A 22,008-nucleotide genomic window follows, 5' to 3' on the forward strand; every position below is an offset into this window, starting at 1 on the left:
AGTGAATGGAAAGAAACAATGCAGCAGTTACAGAACGTTATTGAGTCCGCCTTTGAGCGTCGCGCCGACATCACGCCGGCCAATGTGGATACCGTGACCCGCGAAGCGGTTAACCAGGTTATTGCCCTTCTGGATTCCGGCGCGCTGCGCGTCGCTGAGAAGATCGACGGTCAGTGGGTGACGCATCAGTGGCTGAAGAAGGCGGTACTGCTCTCTTTCCGTATTAACGATAACCAGGTTATCGATGGTGCGGAAAGCCGCTACTTCGATAAAGTACCGATGAAATTCGCTGACTATGACGAAGCGCGTTTCCAGAAAGAAGGTTTCCGCGTGGTGCCGCCGGCAGCGGTGCGCCAGGGCGCGTTCATCGCCCGCAACACCGTGCTGATGCCGTCCTACGTTAACATCGGCGCCTACGTTGACGAAGGCACCATGGTTGACACCTGGGCCACCGTCGGCTCCTGCGCGCAGATCGGTAAAAACGTTCACCTGTCCGGCGGCGTCGGCATCGGTGGCGTACTGGAGCCGCTGCAGGCGAACCCGACCATCATCGAAGATAACTGCTTCATCGGCGCGCGCTCTGAAGTAGTTGAAGGGGTGATTGTCGAAGAAGGCTCCGTGATCTCCATGGGCGTTTACCTGGGTCAGAGCACCAAAATCTACGATCGCGAAACCGGCGAAGTCTTCTACGGCCGCGTGCCGGCTGGCTCGGTAGTGGTGTCAGGCAACCTGCCGTCGAAAGATGGTAAATACAGTCTGTACTGCGCAGTGATCGTGAAGAAAGTCGATGCTAAAACTCGCGGCAAGGTCGGCATTAACGAACTGCTGCGCACCATCGACTAAAGCAAATAAAAAGCGGGAGATATCCCGCTTTTTTTATATTTGATGCTGGCGAGAATGGATTTTTTCGTTAATTATTCAATGGTTATGATGCTATCAAAGGTACCGTTATGTACGATAATCTGAAAAGTCTTGGCATTACCAACCCTGATGAGATCGATCGCTATAGCCTGCGGCAGGAAGCTAACAACGACATTCTGAAAATCTATTTTCAGAAAGACAAAGGCGAATTCTTCGCCAAGAGCGTGAAGTTCAAATATCCGCGTCAGCGCAAAACCGTCGTCGCCGACGGCGTCGGCCAGGGCTACAAAGAGGTCCAGGAGATCAGCCCCAATCTGCGCTACGTCATCGATGAGCTGGATCAGATCTGCCAGCGCGATCGCACTGAAATCGATCTCAAGCGTAAAATCCTCGACGATTTACGCCATCTGGAAAGCGTGGTCACCAATAAGATCAGCGAAATCGAAGCCGATCTGGAAAAGCTCACCCGTAAGTAAGCGCATCCCCGGCGGCGCGTCGCCTGACCGGGCTGGCGGTATCAAACCGCTACCGACAGCATGCATCGTCCAGGCCGGGTATGGCGAGTCGCTACCCGGCATTTTTTTACCTCCACGCCTTAGCGTTGTTCATCCAGCTGCAGCGCGATATACAGCAGCAGCCGGTCGTCAAAGCTGCCAAGATCCAGCCCCGTCAGCTCCGAGATACGATTCAACCGGTACTCCAGCGTATTGCGATGAATAAACAGGGCCTTCGACGTCGCCAGCGGCTGCACGTTATGGCGAAACCACGCCTGCAGCGTTCGCCGCAGCAGCCCGTTGTTATCCATCGCCTTGAGACGCGCCAGCGGACGAGCCAGCTCATTGGCCTGCCAGCCGCCGCGCAGGCTGTCAAGCAGCACCGGCAGCATCAGATCCTGATAGAAATAGCAGCGGCTCTCCGGCATCCGCTGCTTGCCCACCATCATCGTCGTGCGAGCGGTACGGTAAGAGCGGGCGATACTCCCGGGGCCGGTGAAGAAGTTGCCCAACGCCACGCGGAAACGGAGCTGGCCATTCTCTTTCATCCTGGCGATAAGCTGCTCGACGCGCCGGACGTGATCGTCGGCGTCCCAGCGGCCAAAGCTGTTCAGCGCCGGTTTCAGCACCACCATTTCCGTGAGCGAGACAATGGCCACGAGATTATGGCGATCGGGCGTGGTCAGCGCGTTCTGCAGCTGCTGTAGTTCCGCCATCGCGCTGTCTACGCCGAGCTGGCCGCTGTCCACCTCAATCATCGCCACCACGCGCGGCTGATTCAGGTCGATGCCTAATCGCTGAGCCCATTCGTTCAGCGCCGGGGTATGCTCTTCCGCCTGAATCAGGTTCATCACCAGCTCTTCGCGCAGACGGCTGTCCTGCGCCAGGAGATGCATCAGTCGCGACTGCTCCAGCATCATCTCTGCCGTCATGCACACCAGCTCGCCATATTTTCGCAGCGACTCCGGCTCGCCGGTCAGGCCGATCACCCCGACGATCTCCCCCTCCAGGCGCAGCGGCAGGTTAATGCCCTGGCGCACCCCGTGCAGATGGCGAGCCACCGCGTCGTCGATATCCACCACCCGCCCCTGGGAAAGCACCAGCAGCGCGCCTTCGTGCAATTCACCAATCCTTTCCCGATCGCCGCTGCCGATAATCCGCCCGCGGGCATCCATCACGTTGATGTTGGTATCGATGATGCGCATCGTCCGCGCCACAATATCCTGCGCCATTTTGGTATCGAGATGCCAGCCAGCCATGTAATCCTCCCCTTTGCAGGGCACCAGCATAAAAGAGTCGTCGCCCTGCCGCATTGTGCATATGCCCGAAGCCCGGATGAGATATGTGGAGTTGTGGAAGCGGTCACAGAACGAAAAAAAGCCCCTGCCCTCGGCGAGGGAAGGGGCTGGGATCAAGCGCTGACGATTACTGCAGCAGCAGGTAGATAGAGGCGTCGCCACGCTGAATGTTCAGCGCCAGCACGGACGGTTTGGCGTCGAAGATTTTCCGCAGATCGGCGATATTTTTCACCGGCTGCTGGTTGGCCCCGACAATGATGTCGCCTTTCTTGAGGCCAATCTGCGCCGCCGGGGTGCCGGCTTTCACATTATTGACCACCACGCCTTTGTCCTGACCCTTGTTGCTCATTTCCGCCCCTTCAATCCCGTTGAAGATGGTGCTGGAGTCAACCTGGGTCTGGTTGCTCTGCTGCAGTTCGACGGTGACGGTCACCGGTTTGCCATCGCGCAGCAGGCCAAGCTCAACCTTGCTGCCGATAGGCATGGTGCCGACCTGAGCACGCAGCGCGGCGAAGCTGCTGATCGCCTTCCCGTTGAGAGAGGTGATCACGTCGCCGGCTTTAATGCCCGCTTTCGCGGCCGCCGACCCCGGCATCACCTGGCTGACGAAGGCGCCGCGCTGGGCGTCGACTTTCATCGCTTTCGCCAGCTCAGAGTTCAGTTCGGTGCCCATGATGCCGAGCTCGCCGCGTTTCACCTGGCCATATTTCACCATCTGTTCGGTCAGGTTTTTCACCATGTTGCTCGGGATAGCAAAACCGATACCGATGTTGCCGCCGTCCGGCGCCAGAATGGCGGTGTTGATGCCGATCAGCTCGCCGTTGAGATTCACCAGCGCGCCGCCGGAGTTCCCGCGGTTAATCGCCGCATCGGTCTGGATAAAGTTTTCGTAGTTTTCCACGTTCAGGCCGCTACGACCCAGCGCGGAAACAATCCCGGAGGTCACGGTTTCGCCCAGACCGAACGGGTTACCGATAGCCACGGTGTAGTCGCCGACGCGCAGCGCGTCAGAGTCGGCAAGCTTAATTGCCGTCAGGTTTTTCGGATCCTGAATCTGAATCAGCGCGATATCAGAGCGCGGGTCTTTACCCACGACTTTGGCATCAAACTTACGACCATCGCTCAGCTGGACCTTAATCGTGGTGGCGTTGTCCACGACGTGGTTGTTGGTCACCACATACCCTTTGGCCGCATCAATAATCACGCCGGAACCCAGCGCCATGAATTTCTGCTGCTGGCCGCCGTCAGGCTGACCGCCCTGTCCGCCGCCCTGGCAAAACGGCGAACTCTGGAATGGAGAACCATCCTGGCAGAACGGCGAGTTATCGCCAAAGAACTGCTGGAAGTTACGCGGCATCCGTGGGGTATTAACGGTGGTGCTACCTTCAACGTTAATGCTCACCACCGACGGCATCACTTTCTCCAGCATCGGGGCCAGGCTTGGCATCTGCTGCGCGTTAGTGGCCGAAGATGCCGTTTCCGCCGCGCTCGCAGAGAGCGGGGACAATGCCAGACCTAAACTCAGAGCCAGTGCACTCATTGCTAACGTGGTTTTTTTCATCAGTTTCAATCTCAATATCAGAAAACGAAAGTTGCTGTGTACGTGACTATCAGAGTCATTTTATAGCGCTAAGTTCCGGAATTAAGTTTCTGGAAAAAGTAAAAATTTATTGTCCATCTTTACAAAACTCCAGCCTATTCCACCGCCATCAGTCGTCGATATTCATCCCACGCATATAAATCCGTCATCCCGCTGATATAATCCTGAATCAGACGGCAGCGATAATAGTATTCCATCAGCGCAAATTCAGGCGCTGTGCGCGCGAGCTTATTTACCGCTTCCACATAGGCCAGCCGGTGGCGGGTTGAAAGTTTCTGATACAGTCGGGAGGCAATGGGTAAACGCCGTACCCGCTCCTGCGCCACTAATTCGCTGAAATCCTCCAGTGATAATTTCAGCAGCGGCTGATAGATATCCAGCAGGCCGCTGATCACCCGGTAGCCCTGCAATTCCAGCTGCTCGACATCCGGATGGCTAAACACCTGTTTAATAGCTACATTTTTATAAAGCTCCAGCAGCTGACTGCAATCGCTGTCGTCCTCGAGCAGCGCATGATTAAAGTCGCCCGTAAAGATGGCCGGCAGGTTGTCAATAAATCGGCGCGCCGCGTAGGGCACCAGCTTATTCAGCGTGTTCACCCGCAAATACATAAAAAACTGATCTTCCGCGCTCTGCTTCAGGGAATTGGCTCGTGATTTCTCCCAGGCATTTTCCACCACCTGCGAGAATAACGATCCTTTTTCATGGCTGCCCCAGGCGTCGTAAAGATGCTGATAAAGCTGCTCAGCGCTGAAAATACGTTTTTCCACCGCGTCCTCGAGATCCGCGACGCAATATGAGATGTCATCCGCGGCTTCCATAATCCAGGTTAATGGGAACCGATTGTAAGGCGCCAGATCCAGTTCTTTACGCAGGCGCGCCACATACTCCTCTTCGGCTAAATAGTAGCCAGGCTTCTTCATTAAATAACTGTGGCTGGCTGGCGTCGCCTCGGACCACCACGCCGGACGAGTATATTTCAGAATACAGCCGACCTGCGCCCAGGTCAGATTCATGCGCATCAGCGTATGGACCAGACGAATGCCCTGGGCGTTGCCCTCAAAGCAGCAGAGATCCTGGCGCACTTTGCGGCGCAGCGCGTTAAGCGACGTTTCCCCCTCCTGCAGGCGTAATGCCTGCACTTCACAGCGATCGTCGGTCAGCGGCTGCCCGAGCGCATCGCCGGGCGCCAGACGCTGGCGGAACCAGTCGTTAATCGCCGCCTCGCCAAAATGGCCAAACGGCGGGTTGCCGATATCGTGCATCAGGCAGGCCATCTCCACGACGCTCTCGAATGGCCCGGTCAGCTCTTCCAGGCCATACTCTTCCAGCAGCCTCTGCTCTTTCAGCCGGCTCAGTACCTCTTTGGCGATATAACGCCCCACCTGCTGCACCTCCAGCGAGTGGGTCAGACGGGTACGCACCGCCGCGTTGCGCTCCAGCGGGAAGACCTGAGTTTTTTGCTGTAAGCGACGGATGGCCGGCGAGTTGACGATCCGTCCCCGATCGCTTTCGAAGATCCGCAGGATGTCGCGCTCCGTCTCGACACGCGGCGGCGAACGGAAGCGTCGACGCCAGTTTATCTTGTTGCGAAAATCAATCTTTGCCATAGCCTCTCCCGCGCGAGCAATACGCTTCCCCTTAAGCGCATGATAGACTATGCAACTAAACCTGACACATCGCGAGTAAATCTATGAAAATTGGCATTATTGGCGCTATGGAAGAGGAAGTTACCCTTCTGCGCGACAAAATCGAAAACCGCCAGACTATCACTATTGGCGGGAGCGAAATCTATACCGGCCAACTTCACGGCGTTGACGTCGCGCTGCTGAAGTCTGGTATCGGGAAAGTGGCGGCGGCAATGGGCGCGACCCTGCTGCTGGAGCGTTGCCAGCCTGACGTGATCATTAATACCGGCTCTGCCGGCGGCCTGGCGTCGACGCTGAAGGTCGGCGATATCGTCGTCTCCGATGAAGCGCGCTACCACGACGCCGACGTCACCGCCTTCGGTTATGAGTACGGCCAGCTGCCTGGCTGCCCGGCGGGCTTTAAAGCGGACGAAAAACTGGTGGCCGCCGCGGAGAGCTGCATTAACGCGTTAGATCTCAATGCCGTTCGCGGCCTGATCGTCAGCGGTGATGCCTTCATTAACGGCTCTGTCGGTCTGGCGAAGATCCGCCATAATTTCCCGCAGGCGATCGCTGTGGAAATGGAAGCGACCGCTATCGCTCACGTTTGCCATAACTTTAAGGTTCCCTTCGTGGTGGTTCGCGCCATCTCCGATGTGGCCGACCAGCAGTCTCACCTCAGCTTTGAGGAGTTCCTTGCGGTCGCCGCCCGACAGTCCACCCTGATGGTGGAGAATCTGGTCCAGAACCTGGCACGTGGCTAAGTCGCTCTCCTTCGCGCTTGCCGCGCTGCTGTTCCTCGCCCCGGCGTGGCTGCTGGCCGCGCCGCGGGTGATCGCCCTCTCCCCCGCCAATACCGAACTGGCCTTTGCCGCCGGGATCACGCCGGTCGGCGTCAGTAGCTATTCCGATTATCCGCCGCAGGCCAAAACGATTGAGCAGGTTGCCAGCTGGCAGGGGATGAACCTGGAGCGCATCGTAGCGTTAAAGCCAGACCTGGTGCTGGCCTGGCGCGGCGGTAATGCCGAACGTCAGGTTAACCAGCTGCAGTCGCTGGGTATCCACGTCCTCTGGGTGCAGACTTCGACCATCGAAGAGATCATCGCCACCCTGCGTCAGCTGGCGCAGTGGAGCCCGCAGCCGGAAAAAGCGCAGCAGGCGGCGCAGGCGATGCAGCAGGAATACGATGCGCTGAAAGCGCGCTATGCCAGCGCGCCGAAGAAACGCGTCTTCCTGCAGTTCGGTTCCGCCCCGCTGTTCACCAGCGGCCCCGGCTCGATTCAGGATCAGGTGCTGAGGCTGTGCGGCGGCGAGAATATCTTTGCCGCCAGCCGTGTTCCCTGGCCGCAGGTGAGCCGCGAACAGGTGCTGGCCCGTCAGCCGCAGGCGATTGTGGTGACCGGCGACGCCAGCCGCATCGCCGAGGCGCAGCGCTTTTGGCAACATCAGCTCACCATTTCGTTGATTGCGTTACAGAGCGACTGGTTTGAACGCGCAAGCCCACGTATTATCCTCGCCGCCAAACAACTTTGTGCGGCGCTCGACCAGGTAAAATAACCATCCGGTAAAGCGGATGTTCAGTGGGAATCAACGATGCTTGTCTATTGGCTGGATATTATTGGCACGGCCGTTTTCGCGATCTCCGGCGTTCTGCTAGCCGGAAAGTTACGCATGGACCCGTTTGGCGTGCTGGTGTTAGGCGTGGTGACGGCGGTGGGCGGCGGAACCATCCGCGACATGGCGCTGGCGAATGGCCCGGTATTCTGGGTCAAAGATCCCACCGATCTGGTGGTGGCGATGGTCACCAGCATGCTGACCATCCTGCTGGTCCGCCAGCCGCGCCGGCTGCCGAAATGGATCCTGCCGGTGCTCGACGCCGTCGGTTTAGCGGTGTTTGTCGGCATCGGCGTGAATAAAGCCTTTCTCGCCGGCAGCGGCCCGCTGGTAGCGGTATGCATGGGCGTGGTGACCGGCGTTGGCGGCGGGATAATCCGCGACGTGCTGGCGCGCGAAATTCCTATGATTCTGCGCACCGAGATCTACGCCACCGCCTGTATTGTCGGCGGCATTGTCCACGCCACCGCGCACGACACCTTCCATCTCCCGCTGGAGAATTCGGCGATGATGGGGATGGTGGTGACCCTGGCGATCCGGCTGGCGGCGATCCGCTGGCATCTGAAGCTGCCGACGTTTGCCCTGGACGATAACGGACGGTCATAAAAGCAAAACGGTAACCCTGAGGTTACCGTTTTTAGCGTTGGCGCCCTCTCGCTGCGAGAAAAAGCCCCCTGCCGCGCTCGCTTTAAACGCTGAACGAGGACCCGCAGCCGCAGGTGCTTTTCGCGTTCGGGTTGGTCACGATAAAGCGCGAACCTTCCAGCCCTTCGGTATAGTCGACAGAGCCGCCGACCAGGTACTGCAGGCTCATCGGGTCAACCACCAGGCCGACACCCTGTTTCTCAATGGTCATATCCCCTTCGTTCACCTGATCGTCGAAGGTGAAGCCATACTGGAAACCGCTGCAACCGCCGCCGGTGATATACACGCGCAGTTTCAGGTTCGGATTATCTTCATCCGCAATCAGGTGTTTTACTTTATTGGCTGCGGCTTCGGTAAACTCCAGCGGCAACGCTACGTCATCACTCATTTTTTGCTCCCATTGATACTTCCGGCCGGTTAAAGAATAACCGGACCTTTTGAGCCATTATCTAATACCCTGGTAAATCGTTCAAGTATTCTCCCGGGGTGCCTGCTGCGCTTTTGCCGCCTGCTCGGCCTCCTGCTTCGCCAGAGTACGTTGCAGAATGGTCGAATACAAAGGCTTACCGCCGAGGAATTGCGCCAGTAGTGTTGCGCCAAGGCAGGTAATAATCATTGGCAAAATGAGCTGATAGTTATCGGTCATCTCCAGCACCAGCACAATCCCGGTCAGCGGCGCGCGCACCGAGGCGGCGAGCAGCGCCCCCATACCGGCGATGGCGAAGGTGCCGGCATCGAGATGGTAGGATGGAAACAGCGGAATAGCCGCCATGCCGAACGCCGTGCCCAGCAGCGTGCCAAGCGCCAGCATCGGGGCGAAAATGCCGCCCGGCGCGCCGGAAGAGAAGCAGATCAGCGTGGTCACCACGCGGGCAATAAAGATGAACAGCAGCAAACCGACGGAGAAGTTACCGGCGGCGGCGATGGGGATCAGGTTAAAGCCGCCCCCCACCGCGGAGGGCTGCATCAGCCCCAGCAGGCCGCAAAGCCCGCCGATGACCCCGCCAATTAACACCCATTTTTTGATGTTGCCGCCGTGAATGCGCTGGAACAGATCCTGGGTGCGTAGCACCAGAAAATTAAACAACGGGCCAAAGCAGCCAAACAGCATCCCCAGCACCAGGTACAGCCACAGGGTATTCACCGGGGCATTGCTCAGCTTGCCCACCTCTATAATTGCCGCCTCGCCGTTGAAAATGCGAAACACAATGCTCGACATGATCACGCCGGTAAATACCGCTTTAATGGAGATCAGGTTGTAGCGGAACTGCGGGCGCATCTCTTCGATGATAAACAGGATACCGGCCAGCGGCGCGTTAAAGGCCGCTGAGAGCCCCGACGCCGCACCGGTCGCCAGCAGCGTGTGCCGCGCTTCCGGACTGCGCATGCGGAAAATATCCAGCACCATGCGTCCAATGTTGCCGCCAAGCTGCACCATCGGCCCCTCGCGTCCCAGCACCATTCCGGCGCCCAGGGTCCCCATGCCGCCGATGAATTTCACCGGCAGCACGCGCCACCAGCGCACCGGCCGCAGCTCCTCCAACGCCCCTTCGATTTCCGGGATCCCCGATCCGCCAGCCTCCGGCGCAAAGCGGCGCACGAGGAAATAGCCGACCATCGCCAGCAGCGCCGACAAGATAAACGCCAGCGGCCAGACCAGATACCAGTGGTCCGCCACCTGCGCCAGCGCGCCGATCCGCTGGTTCTGCACCCAGTTCACGCTCTTTTCAAACGCCACGCCCACCAGCCCGGCCAGCGTGCCGACCACCGCCGCCATAAACAGCACCGCCAGCGGCGTTTTATCGCGCTGAATCAAACGGCGCACCGCATCGCCGCGACGTACCCGCACGAACTGATGTGCTTCAAAAGAGGGAGTTTCTGCTTTCATGCCATTATCAATTATTGGTAATACAAATGAAGAGAGAGGCATTTTAGCCGCCCCGGCGCGCTGCGTCGTCAAAAAAATGCCCTTGCGGCACATTGTTTCAATTGGGCAAAACTTTCATAACCATCCTGGAATAACTTAGAATAGCCGATAAAACATTTTTCACGAACCAGGACCCTGGCCATGAGCAAATCTGAAAATCTGTACCACGCCGCGCGTGAACTGATCCCCGGCGGCGTTAACTCGCCGGTCCGCGCCTTCACCGGCGTCGGCGGCACCCCGCTGTTTATCGAACGCGCGGATGGCGCTTACCTCTATGACGTGGATGGGAAAGCCTATATCGATTATGTCGGCTCCTGGGGTCCGATGGTGCTGGGCCACAACCATCCGGCGATCCGCAACGCGGTGATCGAGGCGGCGTCCCGCGGCCTGAGCTTTGGCGCGCCGACCGAAATGGAAGTAAAAATGGCGGCGCTGGTGACCGAGCTGGTGCCGACCATGGATATGGTGCGCATGGTGAACTCCGGTACCGAAGCCACCATGAGCGCGATTCGCCTGGCGCGCGGCTTCACCGGCCGCGACAAGATCATCAAGTTCGAAGGCTGCTACCACGGCCATGCCGACTGCCTGCTGGTGAAAGCCGGTTCCGGCGCGCTGACCCTCGGCCAGCCGAACTCGCCGGGCGTGCCGGCTGATTTCGCCAAACATACCCTGACCTGCACCTATAACGACCTCGCCTCCGTGCGCGCGGCGTTCGAGCAGTATCCGCAGGATATCGCCTGCATCATCGTCGAGCCGGTCGCCGGGAACATGAACTGCATTCCGCCGCAGCCGGAGTTCCTGCCGGGCCTGCGCGCGCTGTGCGACGAATTTGGCGCCCTGCTGATCATCGACGAAGTGATGACCGGCTTCCGCGTAGCGCTGGCGGGCGCGCAGGCTTATTACGGCGTGGAGCCGGATCTGACCTGTCTCGGGAAAATCATCGGCGGCGGGATGCCGGTAGGCGCCTTCGGCGGCCGTCGCGAGGTGATGGACGCGCTGGCGCCCACCGGTCCGGTCTACCAGGCCGGAACCCTCTCCGGTAACCCGATCGCCATGGCCGCCGGCTTCGCCTGCTTAAGCGAAGTGGCGCAGCCGGGCGTGCATGAAACCCTCACCGAGCTGACCAACCAGCTGGCGCAAGGCCTGCTGGATGCGGCGCGTGACGCCGGGATCCCGCTGGTGGTCAATAACGTCGGCGGCATGTTCGGCATCTTCTTTACCGATGCCGAAACCGTCACCTGCTATCAGGACGTGGTGAAGTGCGATGTCGAACGCTTCAAGCGCTTCTTCCATCTGATGCTGGAGGAAGGCGTGTACCTGGCGCCGTCAGCGTTTGAGGCTGGCTTTATGTCCGTCGCCCACAGCGAAGAAGATATCGACAATACCATCGACGCCGCGCGTCGGGTATTTGCCAAACTGTAAGGTGCTTGAATGCCTGGTGACGCAGGGATTTTCCCGGATGCGGCGCATTGCGCCTTATCCGGGCTACCAAATCGCACAGCGCTGTAGCCCCGGTAAGCGATAGCGCCACCGGGGATGTTGAGGCCATCCGGGATCGTTAGCGGCTCTGTTTCCTCAGCAAATAGATAAAGTACGGCGCGCCGATAAAGGTCGACAGCAGCCCCGCCGGGATCTGGTACGGGAACATGATCATCCGTCCGCACCAGTCGGCGAAGACCAGCAGCAGCCCGCCAGTCAGTCCGGAGATCACCATATGCGGCAGCGTTCGTCGGAAGCCCATCATGCGCGCAATATGCGGCGCCATCAGCCCGACGAAGCTCAGCGGGCCGATGGTCAGCGTCGCCGCCGCCGTCAGGCAGGCCGCCAGCAGCAGCAGAACAATCCGCGATGACGTCAGCGCCATGCCCACCGCCCGCGCCGCCTCCCCGCCCAGCGGCAGGATGGTTAACCAGCGGCGACAGAGCGGCGACAGCGCCAGCAGGACCAGCATCACCGCGCCGCTGCGTACCACCCTCTCCGGCGTCGCGCTGTAGGTCGACCCCGAGATCCACGTCAGGATCTGCGCCATGCGCGGATCGCCGCTGGCCTGCAGCATCATCAGCAGCATAGTGAAGGCGGTACTGAGCGCCATCCCCGCCAGCAGCATCCGATGCGGCGAGAAACCGCCCCGCCCGGCGGCCAGCATAATGATCAGCAAAGTGGCCGCCGCGCCAAGGCTCCCGGCCGGCAGCAGCCAGCCAAAGGCGTCGCCAGGCACGAAGAACAGCATCAGCACTACGCCAAAGGCGGCGCCGGAGCTGATGCCCAGCACTTCCGGGCTGGCCATCGGGTTGCCGGTCAGGCGCTGGATAATACAGCCGGCGACCGCCAGCATCACCCCGGCGAACAGCGCCGACAGCACCCGCGGCCAGCGCCAGGGCAGCAGTTGCTCCAGCAGATCGCCGTGAGCCCACAGCCAGCCGTGGGCATCGCGACCAAAGGCCAGCGCCACGCTCATCGCCAGCAGCAGCAACGCGACGCCCCCGAGAACAAACCATTGCACGTGATAGCGCTCAGGCTGCACATTATCGCCGCCGTTCATCACCGGGGCGCTGATGCTGCGCAGCCGCGGCAGCAGCCACAGCAGCAGGGGCGCGCCAATCAGGGCGGTGACCGAGCCGGTGGAGACTTCCCGCCATACCCGGCTCAGCCAGAGGATCACCTGATCGGAAAGCCACAGGAGCAGCGCGCCGATCAGCGCCGCCAGCAGCAGCCGGGCCAGCAGTCGACGGGCGCCGAGCATTTTCGCCAGCAGCGGCGCGAACAGGCCGATAAAGCCGATAATCCCGACCGCGTTGACCAGCAGCGCGCTCAGCACGATCGCCAGCGTCAGGGCGCCGAGGCGCGCCAGAGACAGCGCCAGCCCCAGGTTGCGCGCCACCCCGTCATCGAGCCCCATCAGAGTCAGCGGACGCAGCAGCAGCAGGGTGAGTATCGCCCCGCCCAGCAGCTGCGGCCACAGGCGCTGCGCCACGCTCCAGTCGGTTTGCGTCAGCGTCCCGGTGCTCCACAGGAACATGCTCTGCAGCTGGTCGTGATGGAAAATCACCATCAGCTGGTTAAGCGCCCCGCAGTAGAGGCTGACCACCAGGCCCGCCAGGATCAGCGTTACCGGCGACAGACGCTTGCCCCAGGAGACGCCAAACACCAGCGCCCCCACCAGACAGGCCCCGGCCAGCGCGGCAAACTGCGACGCCAGCACGCCGGGGATGGCCCACAGCGTGGTGACCGTTATCCCCAGCTGCGCGCCGGTGGCGACGCCAAGGGTGGTCGGCTCCGCCAGCGGATTGCGCAGCACCTGCTGGAACAGTACGCCGACCAGTCCCAGCCCGGCCCCCACCAGCAGTGAAACGGCCACCCGCGGCAGCAGGCTGTAATGAAACAGCATCTGGGCAATCTGATCGCTATCCGGCTGCCGCAGCGCCTGCCGCCATTGCGCATAGGGCAAGGCGACATTGAGATTGACGATACTCAACGCGAAGGCGGCGACCAGCAGCGCGGCCAGCAGGATACTGGCTAACGGTGAAATACGCGTATTCATGCCGGACTCCCCTGGGCCTCGGCCAGCACGCGGGCAAAATGCATCGCCGACAGCGTCGCGCCATAGAACCACACCGCCGGAACGCGCTGGAAGCGTCCCGCGCGCACGAAAGGCATCGCCTGCCACAGCGGGGTCGCCAGCAGCTGGGTCATCTCCCGCTCGTTACCATGATCAAAACAGATCACATCGGCCTCGTTAAACGCCGCCAGCCGGTCGATGCCAACGCTGACGCTGCCCCAGAACGCCGCTTCGCCGCGCCAGGCGTTTTTAATACCAAAGCGGTCAAGCACCTCCTGGAACAGGCAGTTTTCGCCAAACACCAGAACGTGGCGCGGATCGAGCAGGGAGATCATCAGCAGCGGACGGTCGCCGCGCCCGGCAAAACGCGGCTTCAGGCTCGCCATCAGCGCCTCAAACTCCGCCAGGTGGCGCTGAGCCTGCTGCGGTTTGCCCAGCAGGTCAGCCATCTCCAGCAGCGAGCGCTGAGCCATCGCCAGCGGGCGTTTGCCGTCGCTAAAGGTGAATCCGCGGCCGGGGGCGATACGCGCCAGCTTCTCCGGCGACGGGCCGTAGCCTGCTGACCAGACGATAAACGACGGTTTCATCTGCGTCAGCAGCTCAAGATTGGGTTCAGTGCGCAGACCGACATCGATCACCGAGTCGGGCAGCGCGGGCTCGTTCACCCACAGGCGATAGTTAGGGATATCGGCCACGCCGTAAGGCGTGACGCCCAGCGCCAGCAGCAGCTCCGCCGGCAGCCACTCCAGGGCGACCACACGCTGCGGGTCAACGTTCGCCGCCTGCGCGCCGCGCATCTGCCACAGCAGCGGCGAGAGCGCCATCGCGGTCAGCAGGCGACGTCGGGTTATCTGAGTCGGGGTCATCATTAATAGACAAAGCTTACCGGCGCCGCGCCGGCCGGGTGCGGCAGGATCCCCATCGGGATGCCGTAGATTTGTTCCAGGGTGTCGCTGCGCATCAGTTCCGCCGGCGTCCCCTGGGCGATCATTTCCCCGCCGCGCAGGGCCACCAGATAGTCGCAGTAGCGGGCCGCCATATTAACGTCGTGCAGGACGGCGATCACCGTCAGGCCGCGCTGCTGGCTGAGACGATGCACCAGCGCGAGGACATCAACCTGATGGGCGATATCCAGCGCCGAGGTGGGTTCATCGAGCAGCAGACAGCGGCTATCCTGCGCCACCAGCATGGCGATCCACGCCCGCTGACGTTCGCCGCCGGAGAGGCTGTCCACCAGACGATGGGCGAGCGGCTTCAGCCCTACCAGCGCAATCGCCTCTTCCACTTTCTCGCGGTCCGCCGCGCCAAAGCGACCCAGCGCGCCGTGCCACGGATAGCGGCCGATCGCCACCAGCTCGCGCACCGTCATACCTTCGGCCGGCGGCAGCTGCTGCGGCAGATAGGCCACTTTGCGGGCAAAGGCTTTGCTGCCCCAGTTCTCCAGCGGCTGGCCGTCCAGCAGCACATCGCCTGCGGAAGGCGGCTGATGGCGGCCAAGCATTTTCAGTAACGTCGACTTGCCGGAGCCATTATGGCCGATCAGGCCTGTGACTTTTCCGGCCGGGAAGGTGAGCGAGAGCGGATGGAGCAACGTGCGGCCAGGCACACGGAAAGTGACGCGATCCAGCGCGAAGGTGGTTTCTGCGTGCGGAGTCTGTTCCTGCATAGCGATAACCTGATAAAGGGCGCGGCGAACCGCGCCCGTAGGTGGTTAGAAACGGAAGGTGGCGGTGGCGACGACCTGACGTCCGGCCCCCCAGTAGCAGGCGTATTCGCTGTAGCAACTGGAGACATATTCGCGGTCGAACAGGTTGTTGACGTTGACGCCGACCGACGAGCCCGGCAGGCCAAAGCGCGCCAGATCGTATTTCACCGTCGCATCCATCAGCGCATAACCGGCCACACTAAAGGCATCATTTTTCTTACCGGTGCTGGTGTCATTTTTGTAGTAGCTGACCGTTGAACCGATATAGCGCGCCCCGGCCCCAATCGTCAGACCGCTCAGCGCGGTTTCGTGGAAGGTATAATCCGCCCACAGGGAGGCCATGTTACGCGGCACTTCCGCCGGACGTTTGCCGTTGAACACCGTATCGTGAGTGTACTCCGCATCGGTGTAGCTGTAGGCTGCGGTGACGTTAATATTGGCGTTCACCGCCGCCTTCGCCTCCAGCTCAAGGCCGCGGGAGCGGATTTCGCCGGTCTGGATGCTGAACGCCTGGTTAGCCGGATCCGCCGTCAGGTTCTTGTCTTTGGTCAGCTGATAGACCGCCGCGGTGACCACCACCGGCATATCTTTCGGCACATATTTCACGCCGGCTTCATACTGCTTACCGCGCGACGGATCGAACGGCTTACCGCTGCTGCTGGCGCCCGATACCGGTTCAAACGATTCGCTGTAGCTGAAGTACGGAGAGATACCGTTATCGAACAGGTAGTTGATGCCGCCGCGCCAGCTGAACTGCTGGTCGTGGTTCTCCGCCAGGCTGTTGGTGGCGCGGGTTAACGTTGAGGTCGTGGCGTAATCGTAACGGCCGCCCAGGGTCATCACCCATTTATCCCACTCCATCTGATCCTGCGCGTACAGGCCAGTCTGCTCCATCCGGTTGAGCACCGCGTACGGGAAGGTGACCTGAATATTCGGGTTGCCGTACTGCGGATTGTTCATGCTGATGGGATCCGCCGTCCCGTAGTCGGCATCCACATCGTTACGCATCCGCGAGTAGTCCACGCCGGTCAGCAGGGTATGGCTAACCGCGCCGGTGGCGAAATCAGACTGCAGCTGAGTATCGACGGTGAAGGTGTTCAGGTGCTCGTCGGAGCGTACATAGGCGCGATTCATGTAGCCCGGCGCGACATAGCCGTTGCCGTACACCGAACGATAGAGCGTATGCACATCGGCATAGCGCAGGTTCTGCCGCACGGTAAAGGTGTCATCGAACTGATGGGAGAAGCTGTAGCCCACCATCTTCTGGCGGCGGGAGATCTTATTATCCGCCTCGCCTTCGTTGAAATCGGTCGGCAGCTTGTGCGCCTTACCGTTGGCGTCGTAATACGGCACCACGGTGCCTTCGCGCGGCAGCCAGCCGTAGTAGCCCGCATCCGGATCATTCTGGAAGTTGCTCAGGAAGGTGAAGTCGGTTTTATCATCCGGACGCCAGCTAAAGGAGGGCGCCACCGCGTAGCGGGTCGATTTCGCCATCTGCTGCTGGGCATCCTGGCTGCGGCCCAGGCCGGTCAGGCGGTAGGACCAGACGCCGGCATCATCAATGGCGTCGCTGAAGTCAAACCCGGTCTGCCACAGATTGTCGGTGCCCATCTTAAACTGCACTTCTTTCAGCGGCTCGGTGGTCGGGCGTTTGCTGACCATGCTGACGATACCGCCCGGGTTGCTGTTGCCGTACAGCACCGAGGTTGGCCCGCGCATCACTTCCACGCGCTCCAGGAAGTAAGGATCCATGGAGACTTCAGAGTAGTTATTCCCCTGCAGCTTCATGCCGTCCAGATACTGGTTGGTGTTGACGGTCGTCGAGGTGGTGAAGCCGCGAATGGTGACCACGTCATAGGTGGTCGAACTGCCGCGGGTGGAGAAGACGCTTGGCGTATAGGAGAGCGCCTCTTTTACCGTCGTCGGCTGGCGCATCTCCATCTCCTGGCGCGTCACCACCGACACAGACTGCGGCGTTTTTTCAATCGGGGTATCGGTTTTCGTCGCCGTGGCGGAACGTTTCGCCGCGATGGTCGGCGCCGGTCCCCAGGCGCTTTCCTGGGCGGCCGGGGCGGCAACGACGGTAATGGTTTCTTCTTGCTTCGGTTGTTCTGCTGCCTGTGCGTAGACAGACATGCCGCTAACCGCCGTGGCTACTACAGCTGCGACTTTACGCAGCGAGTGGTTTGGCTGAGCAGTTTTTGGACGCGCCATGGATATATCTCTGATGAAAGTGAATGATAACGTAAACGAGAATTATTATTATGACGGGCGATATAATAGGCGAAACGTTGAAGGCAAGGCAAGCGATATGCCTGTCGCTGCGGGTTGAAGGCTGAATTAATAACCAGATAGTTATTATGGAGTTAAAGAGCCGTTAACTTTTTTACAGGCATAAAAAAACCCCTTAATACTTTCGTCTTAAGGGGTCTGGTCTTAGGGCTTAAATCAGTTACTGCCGAACATATCCTTGATCCAGCCCGCGACGCCGTCGCTCTTCTCCTGCTGCTTCGGCGGCTGCTGTTGCTGCTGCTGCTGTTGCTGTTGCTGCTGAGGCTGCTGCCCGGACTGATTGAACGGGTTGTTCGCTTCCTGCTGCTGCAACTGCTGCTGCTGCATCATCTCGCCCTGGCGGCACAGCGCATCCGGCTGCGTCGTCCACACCGGCAGCGAACGCATACCGCCGCTGCAGACGAAGTTGCCGTTGCTGTCCACGCCCATGTCGACCACGTCTTCAGGCGCCGTCAGCACCAGCGGCGTTGGCGTCTGGTTCGCCAGATAACGCTGGTAAATCGACATCGCACCGCTGGCGCCGTACAGTTTGGTTGGCTGGTTATTATCGCGACCCACCCAGGTGATGGTCACCTGGCTACCGTCGATCCCGGCAAACCAGGTATCGACGTTATTGTTGGTGGTCCCGGTTTTCCCCGCCAGATGGAGGCCCGGATACTTCGCGCCCAGCTGACGCCCCGTCCCGCGCTGCACCACCTGCTGCATGGTCCACAGCGTCATGTAGGCCGCCTGGGCAGGCACCGCGCGCTCCGCCTGCGGGTAGCTCTGATACAGCACCGTGCCATCTTCCGCAATCACTGACCGCAGGGCGGAGAGTGGCGCACGGTTGCCGCCGCTGGCGATGGTCTGGAAGGCCTGGGCCACTTCAATTGGCGTCAGGTTCAGCGCGCCAAGCAGCATCGCCGGCACGGCGTTGAGCTGATTCTTCGGCGCCCCCAGTTTGGTCCAGGTATCGACCACCGCCGGCAAGCCCAGCGCCATCCCGAGGTTAACCGTCGGCACGTTCATCGAACGGGTCAGGGCATCCACCAGCATCACCTGGCCGCTGAAGCGACGATCGTCGTTCTGCGGCGACCAGGTCTGGCCGTTGGACAGGCGAATGGTCACTGGCGCATCGGCGATCCACGTATTCAGGCGATACTGGTTCGGCTGGCTCAGCGCGGTCAGATAGGTCGCCGGCTTGGCCAGAGAACCAATCGACCGGCGGGCCTGCATCGCACGGTTGTAGCCGGCGAACTGCGGCTCCGCGCCGCCGACCATCGCCCGCACTTCACCGGTAAAGCGGTCCACCACCACCATGGCGGTTTCCAGATCTGCCAGCTTGCGCTGTTTCTTCAGTACCGGGATCCCTTCAGTGGCCGCTTTTTCCGCGGCATCCTGCGCCACCGAGTCGAAGGTCGTGAAGATCTTCACGCCGGAGAGATCTTTCACTTTATCGCCCAGCTTCGCCTGCAGCTCCTGACGCACCATCTGCATAAACGCCGGCTGTGGTGAAATCACCCCGCCGCGCGGCTGCACGCCCAGCGGACGCGCGCTCAGCATGTCGTACAGCTCCTGGTCGATGACCTGCTGCTGCTGCAGCAGACGCAGCACCAGATTGCGTCGCTCAAGGGCCAGTTTCGGGTTGCGCCACGGGTTATAGACCGAGGCCCCTTTCACCATCCCCACCAGCAGCGCCTGCTGGTCGAGGCTCAGCTCTTCCACCGGACGGCCAAAGTAGTACAGGCTGGCCAGCGGGAAGCCGCGAATTTCGTTATCGCCGCTCTGACCGAGGTACACCTCGTTCATATACAGCTCAAGGATACGATCCTTGCTGTAGCGGGCGTCGACGATCAGCGCCATGTACGCTTCGTTGGCTTTACGCCAGTAGGAGCGTTCGCTGGAGAGGAACAGGTTTTTCACCAGCTGCTGGGTCAGGGTACTTGCCCCCTGCACCGTCCGGCCTGCCGTCAGGTTCGCCAGCACCGCACGGCCGATGGAATAGAGGCTGATACCATCGTGCTCGTAGAAGTGGCGGTCTTCGGTCGCCAGCAGCGTATCCACCAGCAGGTCGGGGAAGCCGCTGCGCTTCACGAACAGACGCTGCTCGCCGTTCGGCGACTGCAGCATGGTGATAAGCCGCGGATCGAGGCGGAAGAAACCGAACTGGCGGTTGTTATCCATATTCTCGATGGTTTCCAGATGGTCGCCGTCGAAGGTCAGACGCGCGCGCACCTGCCCTTCTTTACTGTCCGGGAAATCGAACGGACGGCGGATCATCTCGATGCTGTTGGCCTGCACCGTATATTCGCCGGGACGCGTCATCGCGCTGACCTGACGATACTGGGTGGCGTTCAGCAGACGCACCATCTCGTTTTTGCTGATCTGCATGTCCGGCTCAAGGTTCACCATTCGGCCATAGACCGCGGCCGGCAGCTCCCAGACTTTACCGTCAATGCGGCTGCGGATTTTCTGGTCGAGGTAGACGCCATAGGCGGCAATCAGCACCGCGAAGACAATCCCCAGCTTGACCAGCAGCCACAGCCAGCTGCGCTTACGACGAGGCTTGCCACCTTTGCCTTTGCCTTTTCTCGGCACCGGTTTCTCATCCTCATAATCATCGTCATCATACTCGTCGTCGTAGTCCTCTTCCCGGACCCGGCGACGGGTGACTTTCTGTTTTGTCGGACGTGAGGGTCTTCCCTTACGTCCGATAGGCTCGCGGTCATCTCCCGCCATGCTTTTTCTCCGCAACGTTCAGGCGCAAAGGCCTGATTCTCAATACTTCCCCTGTTCAGAGGAAGAAGAAATCTCTCAAATTAACGTCCTGGCTGCTTACCCTCGGGACGACAACCTGCTGGCGGGCAGAATGCGCCGCCCACCTTTCAAAGGGTTGGTTTGCTTCGTTTCACATGATACTAACAATAAAAATTCACCATAAAATCATTGTGTTAAACGCATCACTGGCAGAATGAGTCAGAACATAGCACGTAATGTTCAGGGCATACAGGATAGCACTAAAATGCGACATTCTTAACCAGCATTTTACCTCGTACTCACGTAACAAGATGGGAAAGAGTATGTTTTTTAATAACATAAAAAATAACGCTCGCCCTGACGCCAAATGCGGCGACATCATCTGCCGCAGAAAATATATTTTCCGGCCGCCAATGTTTATTACTGAAAGAAGTAAAGGGGATTAATCGAGTTTGAGCCAATAAAAATGAGAGCCTGTTAACATTTATGCAGAATCATATTTTATGATGACACCAGGGAAATATTTGTTAAACTAGCGGCCAGTGATTCATTATTTTGATTACTCTACTATGCGCATTCCGCTTATATTTCCGCTTTGCGTGGTGGCCGTGCTCTCTGGCTGCCAACAGAAACCCGCCTCAACGCTCAGTCCGGCCATCAGTAGCCAGGCGCAGCTCGAGCAGCTCTCGTCCGTGGCGGCAGGAACGCGCTATCTCAAGAATAAATGTAATCGTAGCGATCTGCCCGCCGATGAAGCTATTTATCGCGCGGCGGTGAATGTCGGCAAAGCGCGCGGCTGGGGAAATATTGACCCGGCAACGTTAAGCCAAAATAGCGACCGGCTTTACCAACAGCTTTTACAGGACAGCACCCCGGAAGCCGCGCAGTGCAGTCAATTTAATCGCCAGCTTGCTCCCTTTATTGCCAGCCTGCGCGGCGACTAAACAAAATATCTTCAACGCGCATTTTATTGCGCGTGCCCCTTATTCGCCTTTCGGCTCCTCGTCAATTTTCCCGCCGGGCCAGTCCTCCAGCGCCGCGAGGGTAAAGGTCGTGCCGTTGAAGCTAAAGATCGTCACATCCTGTTGGATCTGCTCTACCACCAGATTGGGCAGCGGGGAGTCGCCCTCCGTCCACGCTTTGCCATTTAACACAATGCTGCGCTTTTCCGCTAACGAGGCGTAGACATGCGCGCTATAGCGCAGAGGCGGCAACGTATCGCTGTCCACCACCGGCGCGGCGGGCGCGCTGGGTTTTGTCGCCGGCGGCGGCGTCTTTGACGCGGCCTCTCCGGCAGCGGTTAACGGCAGAAGCGCCGCATGCGCCACCGGCAAGGACAGCGTTTGCGGCGGTGCCGGATGACGCCACTGCTCGCCGCCAAACCAGCCGAGCGCGAATAATAATCCGGCGTACAGCGGGATAATCCAGCCTGGGATCTGCACCATCCGGCCGAGGATCACCGGCGCGTCCGCCTGCGCGGAAGGCGGCTGATGCGCCACCAGCGGGGGGATCCCTCTTTCACTGTCATCACGAACAATCACCACGGTCTCCTGTTCCCTCACGATAACGAGAAGGCGCCCTTACGGGCGCCCCAAACGGCTGACAAAGCGCAATCTTCAGGGATTGCCCGGCGGCGCTGCGCTTGCGCG

18 protein-coding genes are annotated in these 22,008 nt (G+C 59.9%); 7 read left to right on the forward strand and 11 right to left on the reverse strand.

The features are described from left to right. Nucleotides 1-18: 18 nt before the first annotated feature. Together dapD and L2I46_RS24030 are read left to right on the forward strand one after the other, a co-directional pair. Nucleotides 19-843, forward strand: coding sequence for a 2,3,4,5-tetrahydropyridine-2,6-dicarboxylate N-succinyltransferase (dapD, locus tag L2I46_RS24025; RefSeq protein WP_002889295.1), 825 nt, complete (start codon nucleotides 19-21; stop codon nucleotides 841-843). 107 nt (nucleotides 844-950) lie between these two features. Next, complete coding sequence (locus L2I46_RS24030) at nucleotides 951-1,337, forward strand: DUF3461 family protein (protein WP_002889292.1); 387 nt, start codon at nucleotides 951-953, stop codon at nucleotides 1,335-1,337. A 119-nt stretch (nucleotides 1,338-1,456) separates the two neighbouring features. Here L2I46_RS24030 and cdaR read toward each other — a convergent pair whose 3' ends face one another. The 3 genes from cdaR to dgt all read right to left on the reverse strand — a co-directional run bounded on the left by cdaR (nucleotide 1,457) and on the right by dgt (nucleotide 5,863). Further along, nucleotides 1,457-2,614 carry a DNA-binding transcriptional regulator CdaR gene (gene cdaR / locus L2I46_RS24035; protein ID WP_023292043.1) on the reverse strand — a complete coding sequence of 386 codons (1,158 nt, stop codon included), beginning with the start codon at nucleotides 2,612-2,614 and terminating at the stop codon, nucleotides 1,457-1,459. A gap of 166 nt (nucleotides 2,615-2,780) precedes the next feature. After that, complete coding sequence (gene degP, locus L2I46_RS24040; protein ID WP_023292042.1) at nucleotides 2,781-4,214, reverse strand: serine endoprotease DegP; 1,434 nt, start codon at nucleotides 4,212-4,214, stop codon at nucleotides 2,781-2,783. Nucleotides 4,215-4,348: 134 nt separating this feature from the next. Beyond that, entirely contained in the window at nucleotides 4,349-5,863 is a 1,515-nt protein-coding gene (gene dgt, locus L2I46_RS24045) for a dGTPase (protein WP_023292041.1), read from the reverse strand. A gap of 83 nt (nucleotides 5,864-5,946) precedes the next feature. Here dgt and mtnN point away from each other — a divergent pair, with 83 nt between their 5' ends. The 3 genes from mtnN to L2I46_RS24060 are packed head-to-tail and all read left to right on the forward strand — an operon-like array spanning nucleotide 5,947 to nucleotide 8,101. Next, complete coding sequence (gene mtnN / locus L2I46_RS24050) at nucleotides 5,947-6,645, forward strand: 5'-methylthioadenosine/S-adenosylhomocysteine nucleosidase (RefSeq protein ID WP_023292040.1); 699 nt, start codon at nucleotides 5,947-5,949, stop codon at nucleotides 6,643-6,645. After that, nucleotides 6,638-7,438: a vitamin B12 ABC transporter substrate-binding protein BtuF gene (btuF, locus tag L2I46_RS24055; RefSeq protein ID WP_236948281.1), complete on the forward strand. Its 801-nt coding sequence runs from the start codon at nucleotides 6,638-6,640 to the stop codon at nucleotides 7,436-7,438. The genes mtnN and btuF overlap by 8 nt, the downstream gene beginning before the upstream one ends. 36 nt (nucleotides 7,439-7,474) lie before the next feature. Further along, nucleotides 7,475-8,101, forward strand: a complete 627-nt coding sequence (locus tag L2I46_RS24060; protein ID WP_023292038.1) for a TRIC cation channel family protein — start codon at nucleotides 7,475-7,477, stop codon at nucleotides 8,099-8,101. 82 nt (nucleotides 8,102-8,183) lie between these two features. Here L2I46_RS24060 and erpA read toward each other — a convergent pair whose 3' ends face one another. Further along, a complete protein-coding gene (gene erpA / locus L2I46_RS24065; RefSeq protein ID WP_002889275.1) occupies nucleotides 8,184-8,528 on the reverse strand; it encodes an iron-sulfur cluster insertion protein ErpA in 345 nt (114 codons plus the stop codon). An 81-nt stretch (nucleotides 8,529-8,609) separates the two neighbouring features. Beyond that, nucleotides 8,610-10,028, reverse strand: coding sequence for a H(+)/Cl(-) exchange transporter ClcA (gene clcA / locus L2I46_RS24070; RefSeq protein ID WP_032429103.1), 1,419 nt, complete (start codon nucleotides 10,026-10,028; stop codon nucleotides 8,610-8,612). A gap of 180 nt (nucleotides 10,029-10,208) precedes the next feature. Here clcA and hemL point away from each other — a divergent pair, with 180 nt between their 5' ends. Further along, nucleotides 10,209-11,489 (forward strand): glutamate-1-semialdehyde 2,1-aminomutase, encoded by a 1,281-nt coding sequence (hemL, locus tag L2I46_RS24075; RefSeq protein ID WP_017900647.1) that lies wholly within the window; start codon nucleotides 10,209-10,211, stop codon nucleotides 11,487-11,489. A gap of 136 nt (nucleotides 11,490-11,625) precedes the next feature. Here hemL and fhuB read toward each other — a convergent pair whose 3' ends face one another. From fhuB to mrcB, 5 genes are all read right to left on the reverse strand, one after another. Then, the gene (fhuB, locus tag L2I46_RS24080) at nucleotides 11,626-13,608 is read right to left on the reverse strand and encodes a Fe(3+)-hydroxamate ABC transporter permease FhuB (protein WP_032452787.1); all 1,983 of its coding nucleotides are present in this window, start codon (nucleotides 13,606-13,608) and stop codon (nucleotides 11,626-11,628) included. Then, a complete protein-coding gene (gene fhuD, locus L2I46_RS24085) occupies nucleotides 13,605-14,495 on the reverse strand; it encodes a Fe(3+)-hydroxamate ABC transporter substrate-binding protein FhuD (RefSeq protein ID WP_032452786.1) in 891 nt (296 codons plus the stop codon). The genes fhuB and fhuD overlap by 4 nt, the downstream gene beginning before the upstream one ends. Continuing rightward, nucleotides 14,495-15,292, reverse strand: coding sequence for a Fe3+-hydroxamate ABC transporter ATP-binding protein FhuC (gene fhuC / locus L2I46_RS24090; RefSeq protein WP_236948282.1), 798 nt, complete (start codon nucleotides 15,290-15,292; stop codon nucleotides 14,495-14,497). Before fhuC ends, fhuD begins: the two co-directional genes overlap by 1 nt. A 45-nt stretch (nucleotides 15,293-15,337) precedes the next feature. Beyond that, nucleotides 15,338-17,545: a ferrichrome porin FhuA gene (fhuA, locus tag L2I46_RS24095; RefSeq protein WP_032452784.1), complete on the reverse strand. Its 2,208-nt coding sequence runs from the start codon at nucleotides 17,543-17,545 to the stop codon at nucleotides 15,338-15,340. Nucleotides 17,546-17,779: 234 nt separating this feature from the next. After that, complete coding sequence (mrcB, locus tag L2I46_RS24100; protein WP_032452783.1) at nucleotides 17,780-20,341, reverse strand: bifunctional glycosyl transferase/transpeptidase; 2,562 nt, start codon at nucleotides 20,339-20,341, stop codon at nucleotides 17,780-17,782. A 587-nt stretch (nucleotides 20,342-20,928) separates the two neighbouring features. On the opposite strand from mrcB, the gene gspS reads away from it, so the two are divergent. After that, entirely contained in the window at nucleotides 20,929-21,303 is a 375-nt protein-coding gene (gene gspS / locus L2I46_RS24105; RefSeq protein WP_023292031.1) for a type II secretion system pilot lipoprotein GspS, read from the forward strand. Nucleotides 21,304-21,342: 39 nt separating this feature from the next. Here gspS and gspB read toward each other — a convergent pair whose 3' ends face one another. Beyond that, nucleotides 21,343-21,900, reverse strand: coding sequence for a type II secretion system assembly factor GspB (gene gspB / locus L2I46_RS24110; protein ID WP_032452782.1), 558 nt, complete (start codon nucleotides 21,898-21,900; stop codon nucleotides 21,343-21,345). Nucleotides 21,901-22,008 lie beyond the last annotated feature (108 nt).

It is taken from the genome of Klebsiella sp. 2019SCSN059 (assembly GCF_021739525.1).
Lineage (GTDB): Bacteria > Pseudomonadota > Gammaproteobacteria > Enterobacterales > Enterobacteriaceae > Klebsiella > Klebsiella quasipneumoniae.